Source organism: Streptomyces sp. JLBG701, assembly GCF_058544905.1.
Genome location: NZ_CM178588.1, coordinates 1576018 through 1599849, shown reverse-complemented (window position 1 = coordinate 1599849; position 23832 = coordinate 1576018). Strand labels below are relative to the sequence as shown.

Genomic DNA, 23832 nt, shown 5'->3' with positions numbered 1-23832 from the left:
GTATGCGCAGAGTCGTCACCGGACATGACGAGAACGGCAGGTCGGTTGTCGTCAGCGACGGACCCGTCCCGCGCAGCCGTGAGTTCTCCAGCCTGCCGGGCTGGGTGTCCCGACTGCCGTGGGCCACCGAACCCGGCGAACCGGTCGGCCGTACCGGGGAAGATCCCACGCCGAAGGTCACCGGCCTGCTCCCGGCGCCAGGCGGCACCCGGTTCATCGTGCTGACCTTCTCACCGGACGCCGCGATGGCCGACCCGACGTTCGACCCCGTCGCCTTCGACCGCGAGCAGCGTGCCGACTCGCCCGGCATAGCGGAGCTCATCGAGCCCGACGGCATGCACACGACGCCCACGGTGGACTACGGCATCGTGCTCCAGGGCGAGATCGTCCTCGAACTCGACGACGGCCACTCAACCCGCCTCTCGGCGGGGGACATCGTCATCCAGAACGGCACCCGCCACGCCTGGCGCAACCGCAGCGACCATCCCGTCACGATGGCCTTCGTCCTGGTCGGCGCGGAACGCGACGGCTGAAGCGACGGTCGATACTGCTCCGACTGGTCGTGACGCTCGTGTGACCGGCTCAGCGGCGCGATCCCGTCGGTGGGGCGAGGCGGTGGGCCGGCAAGGTGGCAGTGGGCATCGGGAGGCTGTCGTGTGCGGTGCGGCGGAGGTGTCGCACAAACTGCTCCCGCGGTACGAGAATGCCGCCCTGGTCGCGGACGTGCGGACTGTCCCGCTGCGCGTCGAGCAGCTCGCCGCCGGCCTGTGCGAAGCGCGCCGCGAGGTCGGCCACCGCGACCTTCGAAGCACCGGGACGGTGGAAGAACATCGAGTCCATGCTGAAGACCGATCCGACCCGCAGACCGAAGACGCCGCCGACCAGATCGTCGCCCTCCCACACCTCGACGCTGTGAGCATGACCCATCTCGTGCAGGCGGACCAGGCTTGCGATCAGCTCGTCGGTGAGCCACAGGGGGACGCGGCCGGCACGGCATTCGCGGACGACCGCCTCGAACCGCCGGTCCAGGCTGGTCGACCACGGCAGCCGGTTGCGAAGCCGCCTGGCGAGGTGCCGGCTGAGGTGCGTGGCCGAGACGGGCAGCACCGGCCTGGGGTCGGGTGACCACCAGGAGACGGCGTAGGGATCGGCCGATTCCTCGCCCATCAGCCGGATGCGGCCCTCCTGGACCTGATCGGCGAAGACCACCTCGTTGAGGGCGCGGGTGTACTCGTCGGATGCCGGGAACGGATAGACCCCGGCGCGGTACGCCGCCAGGAGGCCGGCGGGACTGAGGTCGGCGCCGAAGGCCACCGGACCGTCGAGTGGCCCTTCCAGCACGTCCAGCGCCTCCCAGCAAGCGCATCGGCTCACCACCGCGTCGCCCCTTGCCCTTGGTCCTTCATCGGCCGGACACCGTCGGCCTGTTGGAGGAAGTCGATGTGACGGTCCATCATCTCCGCGTCCACCGGCGGAATGTCGATCCCGGCGTCCACCAGCGCCCGTTCCGCGTTGCCGCGGGTGAACGCCGGGAAAACGTCCTGGAAGTACATCTCGCTCACGGTGATGTCGGCGCGGGCGCACTGGTCGACGAAGAGCGGGACGAACGGGGTGATCGGGTCGGTGGGGTGCCCGGCCGCGTACCTCACCAGAGAGGCGATCCATTCGCCGTACGGGATCTCCCGGACCGGGTAACCCCGTCGGCGCAGGCGCTCGGCGAGCGAATTCAGCAGCGTGGGACGGGGGTTGGTGAGATGGTAGATCTCACCGTGAGCGGGATGGCGGGTGGAGATGTGTCCGATAGCGCGGGCGAGGTGGTCGGCGGGCAGGAAGTCCAGTGCCAGCCGGACCTTGGGGCACAGCCCGGTCCGCGCGACGAAGTCGAAGAGGGCGGCAAGCTCGCTGCTGGTGTTCATCACGCCGGTCCCGCTGCGGCCCGTGATGTCCATGAGGCGGTAGACGGCGACCGGCAGGCCCGCGTCGGACGCCTTCTTCAGCAGTGCCTCGGCGACCCATTTGGTTTCCACGTAGCCCACGGACAGATAATCGGGGAAGCGCAGCGGCGTGTTCTCCGTCACCTTGCGCACCCCGGCCGGCCCGAATCCCGCGAGCACCGCCATGCTGGAGGTGAAGTGGATGGGGACGGCCCGGCCGGCGGCGAGGCGGATGATCTCGTATGTTCCGCCGACGTTGGCCGCGCGCAACTCGTGGTACGGGTAGATGAAGTTGACCTGGCCGCCGAAGTGGTAGATGGCGTCGATGGTCGATCCCAGCTCCTCGAACCGGCTTGGGGACAGCCCCAGTTCGGGCTTGCCCAGGTCGCCGACGACCGGCTGGACGCGCCCGCTGGGCAGATCGCTGAGGACGTACCGCTGGTGGCTCGCGCGGATCCGCTCCATGCCGTGCTGGTCGTCGGAGGCCCTGACCAGGCAGAGTATCCGCCCCGTCGTCCTGCACAGCAGCTCGTCGATCATGTGCGCGCCGCAGAACCCCGTCGCCCCGGTGAGGAGGACATCGCCGGGACGACGGATATCTGGAGCCGGCGCGTCTGCGCCCACTGCCGGAACGCGCCGATCGGTCTCGGCGGCGAAGTCGACGCTCCCGCCGTCCGGGTGGGCCAGTGTGCCCGCACGTGCCTGGCGTACGGACTCGGCGAACGCGGCGAGCGTCGGATACCGCAGCAGCGAACGGGTCAGATCACGGATCTGCGTGATGCCGATGCCGAACACGACGCGGGTCCGGGCGAGCATCTCCATGGCCAGCAGCGAGTTGCCGCCCAGCTCGAAGAAGTCGTCGTGCGGACGGACGTAGTCCACATCCAGGATCTGGCCCCACAACTGGGCCATCCCCTGCGGCACCGGACGGTCGTCGGCGCCGGTGGTCGTCGGCGCCGCGGTCACGGGTTCCGGCAGGGCCCTGCGGTCGACCTTTCCGCCGGGCGTGACGGGCAGCCGCTCCACCGCGTGGAAGGCTGCCGGGATCATGTGGCCCGGCAGGACCTCGGCGAGTGCCGACCGCAGCCGTGCGTGCAGCACCGCCTCGCCGTCGGTCGGCGGCGAGGTCGGAGTGAAGTACGCGACGAGGTCCCGGTCGCCGCCGGCGCGCGTCCGGGCCACCACCATCGCCTGGCCGATCTGCGGGTGGGAGGCGAGCGCGGCCTCGACCTCGGCCGGGTCGACCCGGAACCCGCGGATCTTCATCTGGTCGTCGGCCCGGCCCAGGACCTCCAGGTTGCCGTCCGAGCGCCGGCGGCCCAGATCCCCGGTGCGATACATCCGGTCCCCCGGCGCCGAGCCGTGCGGGTCGGGCAGGAACTGCAGTGCGGTCAGGGCGGGTTGCCGCCAGATACCGCGCGCCAGCCCCGGGCCGCCGATGTAGATCTCGCCGCGCTCGCCCGGCGGCACAGGGTGCAGTTCGGCGTCGAGCACGTGGAGGTGATTCCCCTCCAGGGGTCTGCCGATCGGGGCGACGGCGGTGTCCGGCGCGGCGAGCACTTCCTCGTTCAGGTCGCCGAGCGTGGAGGTGATGGTGGTCTCGGTGAGCCCGTACGCGTTGACGAGTCGCGCGCCGGGGATGCGGTGCAGAATGGCGCGGCAGTTCTTCGCGGTGACGATCTCGCCGCCGACGATGACGAGCCTCAGCGACGTGAGGCTCTCGTCGCGGTCCGGGGCGGAGACGATCCGATGCCAGTAGGCGGGGGTCAGGTCGGCGACGGTGATCCCGTGCTCCGGGAGGCGGTGCAGCAGGTCGGTGGGCGCCCAGGTATGTGTTCCCGCGAGGACGAGTGTCGCGCCGCTGATCAGCGTGGCGAAGATCTGCTCCAGTGAGGTGTCGAAGCCGAGCGCCGCGGCGTGCAGCACCCGGTCGCCGGGCCCCAGTTCGTATGCCCGGGCCACCGCGGTGAGGGAGTGGGCCAGCGACCGGTGGGTGATCATCACTCCCTTGGGAGGTCCGGTGGATCCGGAGGTGTAGATCACGTAGGCGAGGTCGTCCGGCCGGGGGCCGGGGGCCGGCTGTGTCGGCCGGGAGCCCTCCGGCGGCGCCTGCGTGGCCGGTTCCCCCGCGTGGACGATCCGCGCCTCGCACCCGGCGAACATCGGGGCGTGCTCGCGGCTCGAGACGATGAGGCGTGAACCGCTCTCCCCGACCAGTCCGGCCATCCGTTGCCTTGGAGTCGCCGGATCGAGGGGCAGGAACGCGCCGCCGGAGCCCAGCACCGCCAGCAGCGCGACGACCAGCTCGGGCACGCGGTCGAGGCACACGGTGACGACGGACTCCGCGTCGACACCCGACTCCCGCAGCCGGTGGGCAAGCCGGTCCGCGCGGCCGGTCAGCTCGGCGTAGCTGAGCCTGCCCTCGTCCGAGAGCACCGCGAGAGCGGACGGTTCACGCCGCGCCCGCTCCCGGACCAGCTCGGGCACGGTGCCCCGCCCAGGTCCCGGGGGCCGCCCTTCGGCGCGGGCACTCGCGGGCCGCATGTCGGTCCACAGGCGGTCGACCAGGCTCCCGCACCACCCGGTGGACGCCGGTCCGCCGATCCGACGCCACCCGGCCGGAATCCGGCGGTCGGCGGGCCAGATCGCGTACTGCTCCTCGTCGTTGCGCAGCACGACGCACGGCGCAGCCGACTCTGCCGACGGGTGATCACGTTCCGTCACCTCGGGCCTCCTGCCTCGCGCGGCGTCCTGCGGAGCACGATCTGTGCCCCTCGCGAGAGAGGGCCGCCGCCATCACCCCTCCCCTTCCGCGGGCGTCACAGGCAATCCGGCCAGGTGGCCGAGCGGTGGCGCGAGGACGAGCTGCTCCGCCTCCTCGGCGCTGACCGGCTCGGCGAAGAGGTACCCCTGGCCGAGCGGGCAGCCCATGGAGACCAGCAGCTCCTGCTGTCTCACGTCCTCCACTCCTTCGGCGATCACCGTGAGGCCGAGCGAGTCCGCGAGATGCGTGATGCCCTCGACCAGGGCGTACTGTTCGGACGAGCGCCCGAGTTCGTCGACGAACGACTTGTCGATCTTGAGTATCGAGATGGGGAACTCGCGCAGATAGCTCAGTGACGAGTAGCCCGTTCCGAAATCGTCGATCGCGATACGGATACCGAGGTCGGTGAGCGAACTCATCTCGGCCAGGATACGTTCGTCGTTGTACAGCAGCACGCTCTCGGTCAGTTCCAGTACGAGAGACGACGGTTGGATGCCGGAGAGTTCCAGGGCACGCCGGACCACGTTGTAGAACTCCTCGTCCCGGAACTGACGCGGTGACACGTTCACGCTGATGTAAGGCGCGTTGCGGTCGGCCGACCCGCCGCGCAGCACGGAGTCCTCCCACCGGACAGCTTCGGCTGCGGCCTGGTCAAGCACCCAGGCGCCGAGCGGGACGATCTGCCCGCTCTCCTCGGCCAGCGTGATGAACTGCTCCGGCGGCACCATGCCGCGCGTGGCGTGGGGCCAGCGAAGGAGCGCCTCGAAGCCGGCGATCCGCCCGCTGGTCAGCTCCACGATGGGCTGGTAAAGCACCATGAACGACGTCTCGATCGACGAACTGTCCAGGCCCTCCTGCAACTTGGCACGCTCGGCCATTCCGCTCTGCAGTTCCGGGTGGTAGCGGCGCCACTGGCGCTTGCCCGCCGTCTTCGCCGCGTACAGCGCGAGATCGGCGTGTGTCAGCAGTTCGACCGAGTCGATGCTGTCGTCCGTGGTCGCGACGCCGACGCTGGCGTATGTGCTGATCGGTCCCACACTGAGCCGGAACGGTTCACTGAACACGGTCATCACGTGTTCGGTGAACCTCTCCACGCCCGCCGGCGTGACGGAGCCCTCCACCAGCAGTGCGAACTCGTCTCCGCCGATGCGCGCGGCGGTGTCGGAGGCACGGACGGTGGTCTGCAGCCGGAGTGACAGCGCGACCAGGAGCTCGTCGCCCACACTGTGGCCGTGTATGTCGTTGACGACCTTGAAGTCGTCCACGTCGACGAAGAGCACGCCGACCACCGTGCCCTCTCGCTGAGCCTGCACCAGGGCGTGGTTGACCCGCTCCTGGAAGAGCACGCGGTTGGCCAGGCCGGTGAGCGAGTCGTGGAACGCCTGGTGGGTGAGTTCGCGTTCGAGCTTGCGCTGTTCGGTCACGTCCCGCAGGGTGAGCACCACCCCGCCGACGGTCGCCTCCTCGCGCAGGTCGCTCCACCTCACCTCGACCTCGATGGTCGCCCGGTCGGTGCGGACCATGCGCCAGTGCTCGCGCCTGGTCTGGTACTCGTGGCTCCGTATCCGGCCGAGCGTCTCGACCACCGCCCGGCTGTCCTGCGGCGGCACCAGATTGATGAGGTGGGTGCCCTCCAGGTTCGGAACGCCCAGCACCTGGTCGGCGGAGGGGCTGGCATAACGGACCCGGTCGTCCTCGTCGAGGATCAGGATGACGTCGGAGGCGTTCTGCACCAGCGTGCGGAAGTACATCTCGCTGTTGCGCCGGTTGACCTCCTCGGCGAGGGTGACCCGCGCCGCGGCAAGTGCCGTCTGCGCGGCGAGAGTCGCCAGCGTGTCGCGGAGCATGAGCAGGTCGTGCTCGTTCCCGGCCACGATCAGCGCCCCGACCAGCAGGTCGCCCGAAGGGTGATCCTGCGAGGTGAGCGGACAGACCAGCGCGTGGACGGTGCGGGTCGGCTCCGCGTCCGAGCCCGTGAGGTGGGCGGCAAGATCGAGCCCCACACCGTCGAGGGTCACCAGGCGGTTCTCGCCGGACGCGATCAGTTCCCGTACGGCTGCGGTCGCCCGCGCGGACAGGGGCCCGCGTACGCCGCCGTGCGCCCCGTTCACCCAGAGCGTGTTGTCCGGCAGGGTGAGCAGCGCGGAACGCGGCGGGCCGTGCGACATCAGCTCCGTCACCGCGGCGTGGACGGCGGCGGCCACATCCCGCAGATCGCCCGCTCCGCCCAGCGACGACACCGTGTTGCGCAGCACCTTCTCCCGGCCGACCGCCCGCCGGTGGGTCGCCACCACGCCCGCCAGGCGGTAGAGCACGAGGAGGAAGAGCACCGCGGAGAACACCCCGATGACGCCGACGTTGGACCTCACGCCGCGCACCGCCTCCGTCAGGAGGATGCCCGGTGCGATCAGCGACGCCAGGGTGAGCAGGCTCAGTCGGCCGGTGCCGGTCTCGGCGCGCCATGGCACCGGCTGCGTCAGCGACCGCATGGACGGATGGAGCGCGGCGGCCGCCCAGGCGCCGTACAGGAGGGCCCAGCCGAGTTCGACCGCGCTACCCGTGCGCCACGTCCCGTTCAGTTGGATCAGGCCGTAGAGCACGTCGGCGGTGAGCAGGCCGACGGTGCCCGCGGTGAGCAGCATGAGCGAGATGCTCTTGCCGCCACGGCCGGCGAGCAGGCGCAGCAGCATCGCCAGGACGAGGATGTCGCCGAGCGGATAGGCGATGGCGAACGCCTTCTGCACCCAGGTGAGGCCCTCGACGCGGGCGTACGGATCGATGAGGAAGAGCCACGACAGCAGCGCCAGGCCGACTGTCAGCGTCAGCGCGTCGACGAGGCTCGCCCGGTCGCGCCAACTCGTGCGCCAGTGGACGAAACCCAGCAGCCCGGCCGCGTAGAGCGGATATGCCGCGAGATAGAAGCCGTCGGCGATCGATGGGAACGGGACTTCTTCGTCGAGTAACTGGATAAGGACGATCTGGGTGGCCTGCCCCGCGGCGAAGGCGAAGTTTCCCGCGGCGAGCAACAGCCAGGGGAGTCGATGCGCGGGGCGGTTGAGACGGATACCCAGGACAATACCGACGACACCGGTCGCTCCAATGGCGACGAAGATCATCCGCTGTTCCGGGAATATGTAGTAGAACGCGGTCAGCACGACGACGCATGTGCTGACGATTGCCATCGCGGCCTGGCTTCGCAGTCGCGCGTTCATCCCAACTAACCTCCTGGGAGGGGCACTTGCCGGGGGACCGAGCTGGGCGAACGGCACCGGGCGACGGCGGGTCGCCGGAATGCGGGCTTCTTCTCGCCGAGACATCGACGTGTCTTCCCTAAAGCTAACTCGGCTCGCCATTTCCCGCACGTGCAGGGAGAGATGACGCGTCACGGGACGCGTCGCGGGACACCCCGCCATGCGGGAAAATGGAGGACGTGGAATTGGAGGACGTGGAATTGGAGGACGCGGAAACCGGACCGGATCCGCCCAGCGACGATCGGCTCCTGACGGAGCGTGGAGTCCCATGCTCTCCGATTACCGCCGGATCTTCTCCCCTGCAGGCAGTCTGCTCTTCTCCACCGCGGGCTTCATTTCGCGCCTTCCGCAGTCGATGATCGGCGTCGGCATCGTCACCATGGTGTCGCAGCTCGGTGGTGAGTACTGGCTCGCGGGCTCGGTCTCCGCCACGCAGGCGCTCGCCGGCGCGGCGGTCGGACCGCAGATCTCCCGGCTGGTCGACCGCCATGGCCAGCGCCGGGTCGTTCTCCCGGCGACAGCCGTGACGGTCGCCGCCATCTGTGCGCTGCTGCTGTGCGTCCGGTACGGCGCCCCGGACTGGACGCTGTACGTCGCGGCGGCGGTGGCGGGCTGCATGCCCAGCATGGGCGCGCTCGTCAGGTCCCGCTGGTCGGAGCTCCATCGGAGGTCACCACGGCTGCTGCACACCGCGTACGCACTGGAGTCGGTGCTCGACGAGGTGGTCTACGTCGTCGGCCCGGTCCTGGCGATCACACTGTCGACCAGCGTTTTCGCCGAGGCAGGACCGCTGACGGCCGCGGTCCTGCTCGCCGGCGGCGTCCTGCTGTTCGCCGCCCAGCGGCGTACGGAACCGCCGGTGCGCCCTGCGCCGCAACGCGCCGGGGGCTCCGCGCTGCGCATCCCGGGACTGGGCCTGTTGGTTCTGACGCTGACGTCGGTGGGCGCGTCCTACGGCTCGGTGGAGGTCGCGACGGTGGGGTACGCCGGCGCACACGACCACAAGGCGCTCTCCGGTCTGCTGCTGGGCGTGTACGCGCTCGGCTCGGGCCTGGCGGGCGCGGTCTTCGGCGCGATGAGGCCGCGGGGGGCGATCACGCGGCGATTGCTGGTCAGCGTCTGGGCGATGGCGGTGACGACGGCACCGCTGTTGTTCGCGCCGAGTCTCGCGGTGCTGGCGGTGGTGCTCTTCGTGGCCGGCATGTTCGTCGCGCCGACCCTGATCACCACGATGGGGCTGGTGGCCCACCTGGCGCCGGCCGCCCAGCTCACCGAGAGCATCACCTGGGTCGTCTCGGGCCTCTCCGTCGGGGTGGCGCTGGGTTATGCCACGTCCGGGTGGTTGATCGACGCGGCGGGGGCCGCGGCGGGCTACTGGGCGCCGTGCGCGGCGGCCCTCCTCGCCGCCTCGACGGTCTCCCTGGCCCTGCCACGGCTGACCCGCGCGGACGCGCCGTGAGTCACCGGCGCGCATCCCGCGGAGGCGGACCTGTGGCGGACCCGGCCGCCATGGCCCGCTCAGCCCTGGACGTCCCTGGTGGGCGGCTCGTCAGGGCCGGTCCTCGTCTGCCGGGGTTCCCGCTCCGCATGCGCACGGATGAAACGGTCGAGCAGCGCGTCGAGACCGGCGGCCAGACCCTCCGGGCCGCCCTGCTCGGCGAGGGTGATGGCGGCTTCTCGGAGCCTGGGCAGTTCCTGGGGCGGCATACGGTGCAGTCCGAGGCGGAACGAGGGATCCGGTTCCTCGGGGTTGTCCACCATGGCCTGCAGTTCGACGGACACATAGCCGAGGACCCAGCCGGTGAAGGCGCGGAAGACGGCGGAGGAACGGGCCTCGTCGAGCCCGGCGCCCTGGAGCAGGGCGAGCACCCGCTCGTGATGCCTCAGGACAGCGAGCGGCCGCCGGGCCAGCGGGACCGCCAGCATGCGTGTGGAGAGAAGCGGCATCACCTGGGGGTGGGCCAGACAGACGTCGTACGTCGCCCGCGCGATCCGGTGGAGTTCGGCGCGCCATGCGGGAGCGTGCGCCTGGGCCTCGGCCCCGGCCGCCGTCGTGCCGGGACCTGCCGTCAGATGTTCCTCCAGTTCGAGGTACAGGGCTTCGACCAGACCGTCCAGCAGCGCGTCCTTGCTCGCCGCGTACCGGTAGAGCGCCATCGCTTCCACGCCGAGCTCGGCGCCCAGCCGGCGCATGCTCAGTGCCGAGAGGCCCTCGCGGTCCACCAGCTCCAGAGCGCTGGTCAGCACGCGCTCCCGGCTCAGTCGGCCGTAGTGGCCGCGGTCGCTGGCACGCCGCGCGGGGCGGGCCCCGGGGCCCTCGTCCTTCTCCTGCGCCTGGTCCTTGGCCATGCTTCGCCTCCGGCTGGTCGGCCCACGTCGTGTCCCGCTCGTGTTGACTCTATGCGCCTCCGGGGGGAAAGTGTACGTATACGACGTAAATATACGCCTAATCGTGTGCTCCCGCTCGCACGCTCGGCCGTGCCGTTGTACACGGAGGCGTCGTCATTCCGTCGGAGAGAGACAAGACATTCCCCCGGAGAGACAAGAAGGGGGGAGCAGCAAATGACAGTCCACCGGCTTCGACTCCTGCCCCGACCCGACCAAGCCGATCGCGTCCGGCCGGCCCTGAACGGTGTGCCACTCGCCGACGCCCTCACCACGGAGCGCGAGGGGGAGCCGGAACTGGCCGTTCGGATCCGGCGCGCGAGGCTCCACGGAATGTCCGCCGACGCCCGGCGACGGAACCTGCCGGACGGCGGCTGGCGGTACACCGTCGAGGAGGCGGGCCTCAAAGCCAACATGCGTGGCCGTCACCTGTACGTGGTGCGGGTGCTGGAGGAGGAGTACGGGATGGGCCGCGACGAACTGATCGAACAGCTGGGGGAGCGCGGCATCGGCACCTCCGTCCACTTCATCCCCCTGCACCACATGCCGTACGTCCGACGCGCGGCGATCACTCCGCCCGGTGGCCTGCCGGGAGCCGACACGCTCTTCCCCGAACTGCTGTCCTTGCCCCTGCACCCCTTCCTCACCGAGCGGGAGGTCGACCGGATCTGCGGAGAGCCGGCCCGGATCACGCCGCGGCGGCCCGCGGAACGGGGCACCCTCCTGAGCCGCACGGCTCGGCCACGTGCCGCATGGGCCCGCCGGTACTCGGGGGGCCTGTGATGTCCGCGCGGTGGCCCCGGTGGACGCCGAGGCAGGCTCTCGGGACGGACACCCGGCCACGCCGCCGGTGGCTGCGGCGCCTGTTGATATGCCTGGTCGTCGTCGTGCTCGGTCTGGTCGGGCTCGGCGTCGGGGGTGTCTGGTGGGCCACCGACCATTACGGCGACCAGGTCACCCGGATACCTGACGCCTTCCCGGACGGCCCGCGGCCGCCCCAGACCGGTGACGGCATCACTTTTCTCCTGGCCGGAGTCGACAGCCGCTCCCCGAGGCCGACCACGGGTGACGACGCCGAAGCCGACTTGTGGAAGTTCGGCGCCCAGCGCAGCGACACGCTCATGCTGGTGCACCTCGGCCCCGGCGAGCGCGAGTCGTACACCGTGTCGATACCGAGGGACAGCTGGGTGCCCATCCCCGGGCACGGATCCGCGAAGATCAACGCCGCGTTCTCCTGGGGCGGCCCTCCTCTCCTCATCCAGACGGTCGAGCAGCTCACCGCAGTCAGGGTCGATCATTTCGCCGTCGTCGACTGGCACGGCTTCAGATCCCTCACCGACAGGGTCGGTGGCGTCCCGATCACCGTGCACGCAGACTCCTACGACCCGCAGCAGCAGCGGCACTTCAAGGCCGGGACCCACACCATGAACGGCGAGGAGGCGCTCTCCTACGTCCGCCAGCGCCACGGTCTGCCCGGCGGCGAGCTGGACCGGATCAAACGGCAGCAGCAGTTCCTCAAGGCTCTCGTCGGCGAGATCCGCAACGACGTGAGTGTCACCAACCCGCTGAAGGTCGACCGGATGCTCGACGCGATCACCAGCACCGTGAGCGTGGACGACCACATGTCCAACAGCGATCTGCGTGATCTGACGTTCGGTCTGCGCCACCTGGGCTCCGCGGACACCTACTTCACGACCGCACCCATTGTCCGTTCGGCCATGATCGACGGCCAATACGCCCTGATCCTCGACCGGGACGGCCTGCGGACGCTGTGCCACGGGATCGAGACCGGACACCCGCCCGGCAACGGGAAGTGAGGCACTCACGTGCTCCTCCGCCGCCATGTCAAGCGATACCCCGGCTCGCCGACCACCCCGCACCACGACGGACAGGCGGGACCGGCAGACACGCGCGCCACCGTGTCCGTCACCCCGGCCCGGGCTCTCTTCTCCGGCATGGGCTTCAGCGCCCTGGCACAGATCGCGCCCCTGCTCACCAATCTGGCGCTGACGCCCTACCTGATGGGTCGACTGGGACTCGATCGGTTCGGTGTCTGGGCGCTGATTTTGACCTTCCTGGCCACCCTCACCGTGCTGGACGGGGGAGTCGGCGCGTCACTCGCACGTTTCTACGCCTATCACGGCGCCCGCGGCGACCGGGACGGCACGGGGCGACTGGTCGTCGGGTCGGTGGCGGTCTTCCTCGCGCTGGGCGCGCTCGTCACCGGGCTCAGTGTGCTGGTCGGACCCGCCGTCGTGTCCGCACTGGACGTTCCACCGGGACTGACCGCGGAAGCCGAGCAACTGCTGCTGGCCCTCGGCCCACTCCTCACCCTTGCCCTGGTCTCCAACTCCGCCATCGCGCTGCTGCAGGCGAACGCCCGCTTCCGCAGGCTCGCGGCCGTCAGCGGAGGGTCGTGTCTGACGTACGCCATAGCCGTGGTGGTGCTCATCGACAGTGGGCAGGACCTGCCGCTGCTCGCAGTGCTGACCACGGTCAGATACATGCTGGTGACGGTCGGCGGATTCTGTGCGGGCGTACGGCACATCCGCATCCGGCGACCGCTGCTGCCGCTGCCGGCCGAGCGACGCGAGTTCGTCGGCTATGCCTCCCGCATGCAGTTGTCGGGCTTTACCGTCTTCCTCAACGGAGAGATCGACGCCCTCGTGATCGCCGCGCTGCTGCCCGTGCGGTACGTGGGCATCTACGCCGCCGGGTACCAGGCGGCGACCGCCCTGCGCAGCCTGCCGCTCTACGCCTTCCCTCCGATCCTCACCCGGATGACGCACGTCTACGCCGAGCACAGCCTCACCGGAGCAGTGCGGGAGTTCCACGTCCTGCAGTCCCGCTGGCTGCCGGTGGTCCTCACCTACGGGGCGGTCACGACGGTGGCGGTGGGGCCGGCGGTCCTGGTGTGGCTGGGCGCCGGGCTGGCCCTCAGCGGAGCGGTGGCCGCCGTCCTTGTGGCCGGATACATGGTGCAGGTGGCGTTCACCGGCATGCGTACTTGCTTCGTCCGAGCGGTCGGCCGCCCCGGGCTCGAGACCCGCTACTCCTGGTGCTCGACAGCGGTGAACCTGGCTCTCACGGTGCCGCTGACCATGCTGTTCGGAGTCGTCGGCGTCGTTCTGGCGACCTCGATCGGCATCATGACCGGCTCCCTGTACTACATCGTCCTGTGCCGGCGGCTGGCGGATCTTCGGGAGCAGCCCTTGCCGAAGCGATGGGTGCCGGCGACCGTGCTGGCCGTGCTCACGGCCGGCATCGGGGAGATCCTGGTGCTGAGGCTGGGGTGGCACGGCGCGCTGCCCCTGCTGCTGGCCGGTCTGCCCGTGCTCGCCGGTCTCGGGGTCGCATGGTCACTCATGGCCCGCGACCTCACACGTGGTCCCCGTACGCCGACGCGCGTGCCCGTGAAGGAGGAGACAGCATGGCTCCAACGACACCGGAAGAGCTCGGCAGCGGACGGCCCAAGCGCGTCCTGATCGTGGCTCAGCTCGACGGGTTCGCGAACAGTGTCAAGCCCCTGGCCATCGAACGGTACCTGCGGGAACACGGTCACGACGTCCATTTGGTGGACACTTACTGCATGGCGCGGGCCTCCAGCGCACGTGGCTCCCTCGGGCGGATGCTCCCGGGCTCCCTGCGTCCCGGCAGACTGGCTCTCTACATGAACGATGTCGCATCCAAGCTCCTCACCCGCAGATGGGGATTCGGACGACGTCACCTCTCGTACCACGTGCTGATGACGGATCACCGCCTGCGGCGGCGTCTCCTCGAAACCGACCTGGCACTCGACGACTTCGACCTCGTCATCTGCGAGACCCCGTACGACGCCGGTGTGCTGACGACGGGTACCTCGGCCAAGACGTTGTACGACTGCCCCAACCCGTGGGCCGACGAGGTGCTCGCCGAAGGCAGGCTCACCCGACGCCAGCACAGCAGGTTCCGCCGCTGGGAGAAGCATTTCCTCGAGGGCATGGAACACCTGTCGTTCTCCTGGGAGAGCTACGGCCGGTACGCCCAGGCACAGTATGGGATCAGCGGGCGCAACTTCGTTCAGCTCAACTGGGGTTGCACACCGTCTGCCACCCGGGCGCGGTTCGCCGATCCGCCACGAGTGGTCTACATGGGCTCGCTCAGCGGGAAGTTCATCAACCTTCCCCTGCTGTCGGGGCTGAGCCGGCAGTACCCGCACATCGACGTCTACGGCGGGCCGCCGCCGGATCCGTCTCTCGGGCTGCACTACCGCGGCTATGCCCCTCCCGACACGCTCAAGGACTACCAGTTCGGGTTGATCACATGCACTCAGGACCTCATCCGCCAAGAGGGCTTCTCGGCCAAGCACCTGCAGTACCTGGCGTACGGGCTGCCTGTCCTGGTCCCCGATTGGCGGCGCCATCTGGACCTTCTGCGCGGGTCCGTGCCGTACAGCGAGCATGACTTCGCCGCCGTCATCGGCGCACTGAGTCACGAGGCGGAGTGGCGGACGGTCGCCGACGAAGCTTACGAACAGGCACGTCGACTGGACTGGAACCGGACCCTGGAGCCATTGGAGCGGCTGCTGGACGGAACGCTCCAGGAAGAGGCACGGCTCCCGGCCGCAGGACGGACCCGACACCGGTAACCGGCAACCGACGGGTGAGAGAGTCCTGTCAGAGAATACACGCGATCTGGTCGTGATCACGAAATTTCCCGAACGATCGGCGATGTCTGCCTCGTCCAGTTATCAATCTGTCCCCGTTGTATTCCGATGACTTCCTCGGCGGCGATTTCTGAGCTGCCGCAGTACAGAAGCCATATATTTTGTGTACCACCATGCCGCAGCGGCGACGGCGCCGACTTCACGCCGCCTTCCTCTGCTGAGTGCCAGCGCGATCCGGACCGGTATTTCGATCGCAAGTGTGATTCCTACGAGTGTCAGAGTCTGCCAGTGCGGCCAGTGCATACGGGCAAAATCAGTCCGGCTGCGCAGAACGTAGAAGAGCCGTCGTCCCAGTATTTGAGAGGAGCTGACGCCACCTTTATGGATCACTCTGGCATCTGCGAGGAAATAGCTGTAAAAACCGGCTTGTCGGACCCGATATGCGAGTTCGACCTCCTCATAGTAGAGAAAGAAGCGTTCGTCGAAACCTCCCAGGTCCTCGAACAGTGGCCGCCGCATGAGGAAGAAGGCGCCGATCACTTGATCCACGGGTTGGCTGCCGCTGATCTCACCGACCGATATCCACTGTCTTGGAAAGAGTGACGGAAACAGTTGAGCGAGGCCGGTGGCCTTGGCCAGGAACATGGGCAGTCGCGGGAACCGGGCACATGAGTTCATGAGCGTTCCGTCGTCGCTCATCATCTGGGCACCGCAGATGCCGACGCGCGCTGCCTCGGGCAGGGCCAGGAAAGTGAGGGCCTGGTCGAGCGTCTCGGGAAACAGCACGGTGTCCGGGTTGAGGAACAGGACGAAGGGAGCGAAGCCCTCGCGCGCACCTTGGTTGCAGGCGGTGGCGAATCCGTCATTCTCCGCGTTGTGGATGACACGCAGCGGCAGTGGTAGGTCGTCGAGATGGTCGGCCGATCCATCGCTGGACGCGTTGTCCACCACGACCACCGAGTCGAGCGTGTAGGCGCTGCGCCGGGCGGCCGCAATGGAGGCAAGGCAGTTCCGCAGATACCGGCCCGTGTTCCAGTTGACCACCACGATGTCGAGGCCCGGCGGTGCGCCCTCTGTCCCTGCCGACGGTGCGGGGCCGGGCTCGGTGCGGTTCCTCGACAGCGTCTGGTTCGCCATGCCCGAGCCCTCCTCGGTGCTGCCCTCCGCAACTGTCCCGACCCACTTGACCTCGTGCGATGATGAGAGCATATTGATGTTTACGACGTAAATGTACGATATCAGCTTATAGCGAGGGATGTGAAGCCATGGGACGGCTCGTGGATCACCGCCCGATCACTCCGGAGTACTGGGAAGGACGGGCCGTTCCCGCACGGAGGCGGTCACCGTGAGGGCGCTCGTCACCGGCGGCGCCGGTTTCATCGGCTCGCATCTGGTCGAGCACTTGCTCGTCCTGGGCCATGACGTAGTGGTGCTCGACGACTTCAGCACCGGTTCGGCGGTGAACCTCGCGCAGGTGGCCGACAAGGTCACGCCCGTCGAGGGCTCGATCCTCGACGAGGGGGTGGTGGAGAAGGCGACGGACGGCTGCGAGGCCGTCTTCCACCTCGCCGCCGCCGTCGGGGTGCACACCATCGTGAACCGGCCGCTGGAGTCCCTGCACATGAACCTGCGGGGCACCGAGACCGTGCTGGAGGCCGCCCAGCGCCATGGGGCGCGGCTGCTGCTCGCCTCCACGTCCGAGGTGTACGGCAAGAACGCCAAGGACAGCCTCAACGAGGACGACGACCGTGTCCTCGGCTCACCGCTCAAGAGCCGCTGGTCGTACGCCGCGGCCAAGGGGCTCGACGAGCTGATGGCGTACTGCTACTGGCGCCAGCACGGTCTGCGGGCCGTGATGGTGCGGCCGTTCAATGTCGTGGGTCCTCGGCAGACCGGTCGCTACGGCATGGTCCTGCCGACCCTCGTCGGGCAGGCGCTGGCCGGCCGGCCGCTCACCGTCCACGGAGACGGCACCCAGCGGCGGTGCTTCTGCGCGGTCGGCGACATCGTCCCCGCCCTGGCGGCGCTGGCGATGGACGAACGCGCGTACGGCCGTGTGTTCAACCTCGGCGGCACGGAGGAGGTGTCCGTCCGAGAGCTCGCCGACCGTGTCCTGCGCGTCACCGGATCGGACAGCCCGGTCGTCCACATCCCGTACGAGCGGGCATACGGGCCCGGCTTCGAGGACATGGCGCGCCGGATGCCCGACACGACCAGGGCACGCGAACTGATCGGATTCCGGCCGCGGACGGGCCTCGACGAAATGATCGCCGCAGTGGCGGCCGACAGGCGCGGAGGCATCCGGGACGCCGTGGGCGCCGTGCACAAGGAGTCGAGATGACAGACCTCGCTGTGATGGGGCTCGGCTATGTCGGGCTGCCGCTGGCCCGGGAGGCGGCCGCGGTCGGGCTGGGCGTGACCGGGTACGACGTGAGCCACCGTGTGGTGGCAGGGCTCAACGCGGGCCGGTCCCACGTGGACGATGTGTCCGACGCCGATGTGCGGGCCATGCTCGCCGCCGGTTTCACCGCCACCGACGAACCGTCCGTGCTGGGCACCGCGCAGGTGGTGGTGATCTGCGTACCGACGCCGCTCCATGCCGACGGCAGCCCGGACCTCGCGCCGGTCCGTCGAGCCACCGAAACGCTTGCCCCTTACGTCGGCCGGGGCATGCTCGTGGTGCTGGAGTCGACGACGTACCCGGGCACGACCGACGAGGTCGTGTGCCCGGTCCTGGAGCAGGCCACGGGGCTGACTGCCGGGGCCGACTTCCATCTGGCTTTCTCCCCCGAGCGGATCGACCCGGGCAACACGGGCTTCGGGCTGCGCAACACACCCAAGGTGGTGGGCGGTCTCACACCCGGCTGCGCCCAGATCGCCGCCGCGTTCTACGGCAAGGTCTGCGACAGAGTGGTGGTGGCCAAGGGCACCCGTGAGGCGGAGATGGCCAAGCTGCTCGAGAACACCTACCGGAACGTCAACATCGCGCTGGTGAACGAACTCGCCATGGTCGCCCACGATCTGGACGTCGACCTGTGGGACGCGATCGAGTGCGCGGCCACCAAGCCGTTCGGCTTCCAGGCATTCCGGCCGGGGCCGGGCGTCGGCGGGCACTGCATCCCGGTCGACCCGAACTACCTGATCCACCAGGCACGCAGGGCCGGCAGCGCGGTGCGGCTGGTCGAGCTGGCACAGGAGATCAACCAAGGCATGCCCGCGTACGTGGTCCGGCGCGCCGCCGAAGTGCTGGGCGGCATCGGCAAGCCGCTCAAGGGCGCCACCGTTCTGCTGGCCGGAGTGACGTACAAAGCGGACGTCTCCGACTTGCGTGAGACGCCGGCGCGGCCGATCGTGCGGGGGCTGCGAGCCGAGTCCGCGGACCTCATCTACCACGACCCGTACGTGGACCGGTTCACCGTGGACGGCGAGCCGGTGGGCCGGGCGGCGAGCATCGTGCAGGCGGCGGCGGCGGCAGACCTGACCGTCCTCCTCCAGGCTCACACGGCGTACGACCTGAACGCGATCGTGGCTGCCGCGCCGCTCACCCTGGACGCACAGGGCTACACCCGCTCGGGCGCCGAATTGCTGTAGCGCGTTTGGGGAATTGCTGTGTCGGTAACTGCAGCGCCCCCGCGACCACGCCGCGCAGGTTGAAGATCAAGTTGGGGAAATCCGCGATATGTCAAGTCTGGCGATTCAGTGGACTCCGGGTAGAGTGCGCCACTCGAGCGGCGCCGGCCGCTGAAATTCATCCATGCACACGGAGTTCCTGGTTTGTTCCGAGCACAGAGATCACACACGGAGATGTTCTCCAGTTCCAGCCCTGTCTCCCGAAGGGCGATGCTGGCGCTGGCGTCAATCCCTCTTCTGGCTGCCGGGCGACGCCCTTCCAGCAACAGCGGCAGTGTTCTCGTAGCGGACTACGCTACGCCTCAGTTGGCGGCCAACGCTGCCGTCGGCAAGCGCCTCGTCTTCCCGGTGGGGCGGACGTATACGGTCACGTCGCTGTCGATTCCGTCCAACTGCTACGTCGAGGGCAACGGTTCAATCCTGCGGTTCCCGGACAACTCCACCGCGTCGACCACTCAAAGCGACGCGATCCTGACGGTGAGTGGATCGGGCGTCACGATTGACAACCTCAAGTTCGACGGGCGTGCGTCGAACCAGGGAGCCACCTGGTCCCAATTCCGCCACTGCGTGAAGATCCATGGAAACTTCAGTGACGTCGTTGTCACGAATTGCGAGTTCAGTAATATCATCGGCGACGGCGTCTATGTGAACCTTGGAAGTTCCGCCAGGAACTGTGTTGTTGGGCCGAACAATACGTTCACGTCCGAGCACTTCAACCGGAACGGTGTTTCCATCGTCACCGGCAGGCAGATCGAGGTGCACAACAACACTTTTACCAAGTGTTCGCGCTCCGGGATGCCCGGGCCGATCGACATTGAGCCCAACTCGTCCAGCGAGACCCTTTCCGATGTATTCGTTCACCACAACACCATCGTGGGCGGTTCCACGACCGGTACGGGTACGCTGCCGGGTATTGTATACAGCGGCTTCCAGAATGCGGCAGCCAACAACATCAATATCTGCGACAACAACATCAGTGGAACCAGGTTCACGCACGGCGTCATGATCATCGGCATCAGTGGCGGTCCGTTCAACGCCGCGACGAACCTGAACGTCTACCGGAACAACATCCACGACATGGGAAGTGCGAACAGGTTCGGAGCCTGCATCAGCCACTACATCGGCGCGAATGTGTACGACAACACATTCAATGGTATGCAGTGGGGCGTATACAACTACAAGGGTGCTCTGGGTGCGTCGACCGGCAACGCGTTCATCGGAGTGGCAACGCCCCTTACGAATGACGATCCGCACTATGCATAGCTGACCGGGGCGGCCCGTCGAGGATCTCCGCCCGGATGCGCGCACCGATCGGCATGAGCGTGGCCGCAACGAGTGCGAAGGTCAGCGAATTGCTGATGCTGAAGGACCAGGGACGTTCCAGGACCGAGGAGAGCAGGACGGGGAGCAGGACACAGGCCGCCGCGGGAAATCCTCTGGTGCCGCCCCGGAACAGGAGAAATACCAACAGTCCGGCGAAGAGAACGAGTCCGATGACTCCGCCCGCGTACAGGACGTCTATCCATTGATTGTGCAGCGAGGGCGAGACAGCCGCGGGAATCTCGCCCTGGTGATATTTGCCTGACCAGGCTTTGCCTCCGTACCCGAGGAGCGGTGAGCCGGTCCACTCCTCCTTCGCCAGGTCCCAGATGGCGCCACGCAATCCGAGGTCGCCGGAGGCCACATGGCGGAAAGGTATGGCGAGACCGACGGCGGCCGCCGCGGCGAGGGTGACCCCGGCCAGGAGGTTGCGTCCGGGTGTCGCTCCTTGGGCCCCACCGGCCTCTTCGTCCAGGAGCCTGGGGCGCAGCATCGCGAGAAGGGCCACCGCGGCGATTGCCGTTGCCGCGGCCAGTGCGCTGCCGGTGGCAACCGCCACGAAAGCGAGGTAACACGCCAGAACGATGCGTACGCGTCCGCGCAGGCCCAGCCAGACGAAGGGTATGCACACGACCAGCAGCAGACTGAAGATGTTCTCGTTCGTGAAGACGCCCGCGTACAGGACCCCGAGGACACTGCATGCGTTGTCGCTGCGGCAGGGCCGTATGACGGTGGCCGGCTCGATGAGCGCCTCGATCCCGCCCAGCACGGTGTACAGCATCGCGACGGCTGCACCGCCGAGCAACGCGGAGCGCCCTGGACGCGCGACCGCCGCCGCGAGCAGGGCCGCGAGAAGGGTGAGCTGTCTGGGCGTCCAGAGCTGCTGTCCGTGCAGGCCGTCGGAGGCGGCGAGTACCAGGACGAGTACGACGGCGACGAGTGGTGCGGCGTTGATGCGAGCCCGCGCGATCAGCAGCCGGTGGACGACGAAGACCAGGCACCCGAGAAACAGCACACCGTTGGATACAGCGGCCACCCGGTTCACCCAGTCCGGGAACCCGATCACGGTATCGCCCAGGGGGTCCAGGCGCTCCTGTCGGCCGCCGGCGATCACATACACGATGGCGGGCAGGTTGGCCAGCACTCCGGCCAGGAAGACCAGTGTCGCGGTGAGATCCCAGTCACCGAAGTGGCCGGCCCTGCGGAGGGCCATCGTCCAGGGGATCAGAGACAGCAGCGCCAGGATCCCGATGATCAGTATCGCGGTGGACTGCTCCTGCGTCATCCGGAGCCTCCCCTATGCCTACCGGCCGTGTCCGGCCGGGTCGCGGATGTCGGCGGATACCGGCGGCGGCCCGTGCTCCGGTGTCGGAGCACCGCTCCGCCACTCCGGTTCGCCGCGAGGGTGCCTGCCGGTGAGCTTCTCGGGCGGCGTGCCGGTGAGAACGGCACCCAGGACGTGGCCACGGGCGGCGGCCAGGCTGTCGAGCGCACGGCGGACCAGGTCGTAGCGGGTCCTGCCGACCCGGATGACGAGGAGCACGCCCTCCGTCTCCGAGGCGAGGATCGCCGCGTCAGCGAAGGGCAGCAGCGGCGGGCTGTCCACCACCACGAGATCGGCGTCCGCCTCGAGCGTGCGCAACAGTTGGGTCATGTACCGGGACGAGAGCAGTGCGCTCGGGTCCGGCGGCGGAGCGCCGCTTGTCAGCACCCGTATCGGCCCGGCGTCCCAGCTCTGAAGGGCGTCGCCGAGTGTCACTCCACCGGTGACGACGTCGGTCAGTCCGGCTGTGTCACGAAGGCCGAGCGCTTCGGCCAGGCGTGGTCTGCGAAGGTCCGCCTCGACGAGAACGACGCGCCGACCGGTTCGCGCGACGTTCGTGGCCAGATCGATGGCGGTCTCGGTCCTGCCTTCGCCGGGGAGACTGCTGGTGACGAGCAGCGAACTCGGCATGCGGCCCTTGCTGGAGAAGCGAAGACGGGCCCGAAGCTGACTCAACGCCTCGTCGCGCCGCGTCGTACCGGCCGGGGTTCTCGCGCGCGACCGAAGCCGGTGGGGCTTCGGGAGAGCGCCTAGCGTCGTGAGGTCCAGACGACGACGGACGTCGCCCGGCGAGCGCACACTGGCATCCAGCGCATGACGCAGTACGGAGCCCGCCGTGCCGACGACGAGTCCGAAGAGCAGTCCGATCGCCAGATTCAGTGCCGGACGGGGGCTCGTCGGCGTCGACGGAGGCTCCGGGTCACCGACCACGCTGGCCTTGACCAGCGGTGGGGCGTCCGCCGAGGACTTCTCGATGCTGTCGATGTACTTCGTGAACTCGACGGCTGTCTCGTCGGCGATCGCCTGCGCACGTGTGGCGGACCGGTCCTGAACCCGAATGTCGACCAGGGTGGTGTCGAGCGGCGCCTGCGCGCTGATCTTCTTCGCCAGTTGCTCGGGTGTGGCGTTCAGACCCAGCCGCGAGATGACTTCATCGAGTATCGCCTGGCTGTTGGCGATCTTCGTATAGGACTTGACTCGCTGCTGCGTGAACAGACCGCCCGCGTACGCGTTGGCGCTGTCCTTGTCGCTGGTGGCGATGAACAGCTGAGCCTTCGCCGTATAGGTGCGCGGCGTCAGGACCGTCACGGCAACGGCTGCCGCCAGTCCCAGAAGGACGCACACCACGACGAACCGCCACCGCTGGCGCAGCACATCGATGTATTCGCGGAGATCCATGGGAGCTCCTCTGCGTATCCGCGCGGGCAACTTGACCCTGCATGGAGATAAGGGCATATTCTTGTTTACAACGTAAATGTACGGTATCAGCGTTTAGCCCGGGATGTGAAGCCATGGATCGTCTCCTGGATCACTGCGCGATCACCCCCTATGGCCGGAGAGCCGGCAGTTCGCGGGTCCGCGTCTTCGAATGGCTGGACCGCGTCGACACGGACTTCACGGTCAGCAGCTATGCCTCACTCGCCGATGCCGCCCCGTCCCGGCTGGCCCGGCATCCCGTGTCCGTGGCGCGGGCGGAACTGCGGCTGCGCCGCCTCTCGTCCACGCGACCGCGACGCCTGCTGCTGCATCGGGAGGCGTCCCCGCTCAGCCGCGGCTGGTGGGAACGGCGGCTGCTCACCTGCGCGGAATTCGCCGTGTACGACTTCGACGACGCCCTGCAGTGGGACCGGGGTGCCGGTGGTCTGGCCCGCAGGCTGGCGCCGAAGGCCGGCAAGGTACGGACAGCCGTGAGTCATGCGGACCGGGTCATCGCGGGCAACGATGTTCTCGCGGACTGGGCCGCACGACACCATCGCGATGTCGTGGTGATCCCCAGCTGTGTGGCGCCGGAGGACTACACACCGAAGACCTCCTACGCGCTGCACGACCCACCGCGGCTCGGCTGGATCGGCTCGCTCCACAATGAGGCGTACTTGCTCCTGATGGCGGGAGCCCTGGAGGAGGTGCACCGCCGCTGTGGCGCCCGCCTGACGCTCGTCGGTGCGACGCGGCTCTCTCTGGGCCGCATGGAAGCCTTGATCGACCGTGTCGCCTGGAGCCCTGACAGCCAGCGAACCGCACTGGCCGACGTCGACATCGGTCTCATGCCACTCCCGGCGACCGACTACAGCCTGGGCAAATGCGGCTACAAGCTGCTCCAGTACGGCGCCGCGGGCCTGCCCGCGGTGGCCACACCGATCGGCGTGAACGCCGACATCCTGCACCAGTTCCGGATGCCGGCCGCCCGTGACAACGGTGAATGGGCCGAAGCGATCCAGGGGCTGCTGGACGGCTCGGACGCCACCCGGGAGCTGCTGGGACGCGGTGCCCGGGCAGTCGTCGGCCGACGGTACTCCTACGACGCCTGGCTTCCCCGATGGACGGCGGCCCTGGAACTCGGGGAGGCGGCGTCATGACCG

The 23832-nt window shown here is 68.6% G+C and carries 17 protein-coding genes; 10 read left to right on the top strand and 7 right to left on the bottom strand.

Features of this window, described 5'->3' with window-relative positions; all coding sequences use genetic code 11:
* The first annotated feature begins 2 nt into the window (after positions 1-2).
* Positions 3-533: a cupin domain-containing protein gene (locus tag AC5DRG_RS07295; protein ID WP_491808977.1), complete on the top strand. Its 531-nt coding sequence runs from the start codon at positions 3-5 to the stop codon at positions 531-533.
* A 49-nt stretch (positions 534-582) separates the two neighbouring features.
* Here AC5DRG_RS07295 and AC5DRG_RS07290 read toward each other — a convergent pair whose 3' ends face one another.
* The 3 genes from AC5DRG_RS07290 to AC5DRG_RS07280 all read right to left on the bottom strand — a co-directional run bounded on the left by AC5DRG_RS07290 (position 583) and on the right by AC5DRG_RS07280 (position 7910).
* Positions 583-1374 (bottom strand): leucyl/phenylalanyl-tRNA--protein transferase, encoded by a 792-nt coding sequence (locus AC5DRG_RS07290; protein ID WP_491808975.1) that lies wholly within the window; start codon positions 1372-1374, stop codon positions 583-585.
* Complete coding sequence (locus tag AC5DRG_RS07285; RefSeq protein ID WP_491808973.1) at positions 1371-4658, bottom strand: amino acid adenylation domain-containing protein; 3288 nt, start codon at positions 4656-4658, stop codon at positions 1371-1373. The genes AC5DRG_RS07290 and AC5DRG_RS07285 overlap by 4 nt, the downstream gene beginning before the upstream one ends.
* Before the next feature lie 72 nt (positions 4659-4730).
* Positions 4731-7910, bottom strand: a complete 3180-nt coding sequence (locus AC5DRG_RS07280; RefSeq protein WP_491808971.1) for a putative bifunctional diguanylate cyclase/phosphodiesterase — start codon at positions 7908-7910, stop codon at positions 4731-4733.
* A 307-nt stretch (positions 7911-8217) separates the two neighbouring features.
* On the opposite strand from AC5DRG_RS07280, the gene AC5DRG_RS07275 reads away from it, so the two are divergent.
* Positions 8218-9408: an MFS transporter gene (locus AC5DRG_RS07275; protein WP_491808969.1), complete on the top strand. Its 1191-nt coding sequence runs from the start codon at positions 8218-8220 to the stop codon at positions 9406-9408.
* Between the two features lie 59 nt (positions 9409-9467).
* Here the strand turns inward: AC5DRG_RS07275 and AC5DRG_RS07270 are convergent, their stop codons facing one another.
* On the bottom strand, positions 9468-10298 hold the full coding sequence (locus AC5DRG_RS07270) for a TetR/AcrR family transcriptional regulator (protein ID WP_491808967.1): 831 nt from the start codon (positions 10296-10298) through the stop codon (positions 9468-9470).
* A gap of 213 nt (positions 10299-10511) precedes the next feature.
* On the opposite strand from AC5DRG_RS07270, the gene AC5DRG_RS07265 reads away from it, so the two are divergent.
* The 4 genes from AC5DRG_RS07265 to AC5DRG_RS07250 are packed head-to-tail and all read left to right on the top strand — an operon-like array spanning position 10512 to position 14961.
* Positions 10512-11117, top strand: a complete 606-nt coding sequence (locus AC5DRG_RS07265) for a DegT/DnrJ/EryC1/StrS family aminotransferase (protein WP_491808965.1) — start codon at positions 10512-10514, stop codon at positions 11115-11117.
* The gene (locus tag AC5DRG_RS07260; protein WP_491808963.1) at positions 11117-12151 is read left to right on the top strand and encodes an LCP family protein; all 1035 of its coding nucleotides are present in this window, start codon (positions 11117-11119) and stop codon (positions 12149-12151) included. The genes AC5DRG_RS07265 and AC5DRG_RS07260 overlap by 1 nt, the downstream gene beginning before the upstream one ends.
* A gap of 9 nt (positions 12152-12160) precedes the next feature.
* Positions 12161-13819: a lipopolysaccharide biosynthesis protein gene (locus tag AC5DRG_RS07255; protein ID WP_491808961.1), complete on the top strand. Its 1659-nt coding sequence runs from the start codon at positions 12161-12163 to the stop codon at positions 13817-13819.
* Positions 13765-14961: a glycosyltransferase family protein gene (locus AC5DRG_RS07250; protein WP_491808959.1), complete on the top strand. Its 1197-nt coding sequence runs from the start codon at positions 13765-13767 to the stop codon at positions 14959-14961. The genes AC5DRG_RS07255 and AC5DRG_RS07250 overlap by 55 nt, the downstream gene beginning before the upstream one ends.
* A 102-nt stretch (positions 14962-15063) precedes the next feature.
* On the opposite strand, the gene AC5DRG_RS07245 is transcribed toward AC5DRG_RS07250, so the two are convergent.
* Positions 15064-16116: a glycosyltransferase family 2 protein gene (locus tag AC5DRG_RS07245; protein WP_491808957.1), complete on the bottom strand. Its 1053-nt coding sequence runs from the start codon at positions 16114-16116 to the stop codon at positions 15064-15066.
* Positions 16117-16324: 208 nt separating this feature from the next.
* On the opposite strand from AC5DRG_RS07245, the gene AC5DRG_RS07240 reads away from it, so the two are divergent.
* The 3 genes from AC5DRG_RS07240 (at position 16325) to AC5DRG_RS07230 (ending at position 19872) form a co-directional block, all read left to right on the top strand.
* On the top strand, positions 16325-17320 hold the full coding sequence (locus AC5DRG_RS07240) for an NAD-dependent epimerase/dehydratase family protein (RefSeq protein WP_491808955.1): 996 nt from the start codon (positions 16325-16327) through the stop codon (positions 17318-17320).
* Entirely contained in the window at positions 17317-18570 is a 1254-nt protein-coding gene (locus tag AC5DRG_RS07235; protein WP_491808953.1) for a nucleotide sugar dehydrogenase, read from the top strand. The genes AC5DRG_RS07240 and AC5DRG_RS07235 overlap by 4 nt, the downstream gene beginning before the upstream one ends.
* 249 nt (positions 18571-18819) lie before the next feature.
* Complete coding sequence (locus AC5DRG_RS07230; RefSeq protein ID WP_491808951.1) at positions 18820-19872, top strand: hypothetical protein; 1053 nt, start codon at positions 18820-18822, stop codon at positions 19870-19872.
* On the opposite strand, the gene AC5DRG_RS07225 is transcribed toward AC5DRG_RS07230, so the two are convergent.
* Positions 19844-21214 (bottom strand): O-antigen ligase family protein, encoded by a 1371-nt coding sequence (locus AC5DRG_RS07225; RefSeq protein WP_491808949.1) that lies wholly within the window; start codon positions 21212-21214, stop codon positions 19844-19846. The two genes, AC5DRG_RS07230 and AC5DRG_RS07225, sit on opposite strands and share 29 nt — an antisense overlap.
* 18 nt (positions 21215-21232) lie before the next feature.
* Positions 21233-22651 carry a tyrosine-protein kinase domain-containing protein gene (locus AC5DRG_RS07220; RefSeq protein ID WP_491808947.1) on the bottom strand — a complete coding sequence of 473 codons (1419 nt, stop codon included), beginning with the start codon at positions 22649-22651 and terminating at the stop codon, positions 21233-21235.
* A gap of 113 nt (positions 22652-22764) precedes the next feature.
* Here AC5DRG_RS07220 and AC5DRG_RS07215 point away from each other — a divergent pair, with 113 nt between their 5' ends.
* Positions 22765-23829: a glycosyltransferase gene (locus tag AC5DRG_RS07215; RefSeq protein WP_491808945.1), complete on the top strand. Its 1065-nt coding sequence runs from the start codon at positions 22765-22767 to the stop codon at positions 23827-23829.
* Positions 23830-23832 lie beyond the last annotated feature (3 nt).

Coding starts and splice junctions, on each gene's coding strand:
- AC5DRG_RS07295 (WP_491808977.1), top strand. CDS start 3: ATGCGCAGAGTCGTCACCGGACATGACGAGAACGGCAGGTCGGTTGTC.
- AC5DRG_RS07280 (WP_491808971.1), bottom strand. CDS start 7,910: ATGAACGCGCGACTGCGAAGCCAGGCCGCGATGGCAATCGTCAGCACA.
- AC5DRG_RS07275 (WP_491808969.1), top strand. CDS start 8,218: ATGCTCTCCGATTACCGCCGGATCTTCTCCCCTGCAGGCAGTCTGCTC.
- AC5DRG_RS07270 (WP_491808967.1), bottom strand. CDS start 10,298: ATGGCCAAGGACCAGGCGCAGGAGAAGGACGAGGGCCCCGGGGCCCGC.
- AC5DRG_RS07265 (WP_491808965.1), top strand. CDS start 10,512: ATGACAGTCCACCGGCTTCGACTCCTGCCCCGACCCGACCAAGCCGAT.
- AC5DRG_RS07260 (WP_491808963.1), top strand. CDS start 11,117: ATGTCCGCGCGGTGGCCCCGGTGGACGCCGAGGCAGGCTCTCGGGACG.
- AC5DRG_RS07250 (WP_491808959.1), top strand. CDS start 13,765: ATGGCTCCAACGACACCGGAAGAGCTCGGCAGCGGACGGCCCAAGCGC.
- AC5DRG_RS07245 (WP_491808957.1), bottom strand. CDS start 16,116: ATGGCGAACCAGACGCTGTCGAGGAACCGCACCGAGCCCGGCCCCGCA.
- AC5DRG_RS07235 (WP_491808953.1), top strand. CDS start 17,317: ATGACAGACCTCGCTGTGATGGGGCTCGGCTATGTCGGGCTGCCGCTG.
- AC5DRG_RS07230 (WP_491808951.1), top strand. CDS start 18,820: ATGCTGGCGCTGGCGTCAATCCCTCTTCTGGCTGCCGGGCGACGCCCT.
- AC5DRG_RS07225 (WP_491808949.1), bottom strand. CDS start 21,214: ATGACGCAGGAGCAGTCCACCGCGATACTGATCATCGGGATCCTGGCG.
- AC5DRG_RS07220 (WP_491808947.1), bottom strand. CDS start 22,651: ATGGATCTCCGCGAATACATCGATGTGCTGCGCCAGCGGTGGCGGTTC.
- AC5DRG_RS07215 (WP_491808945.1), top strand. CDS start 22,765: ATGGATCGTCTCCTGGATCACTGCGCGATCACCCCCTATGGCCGGAGA.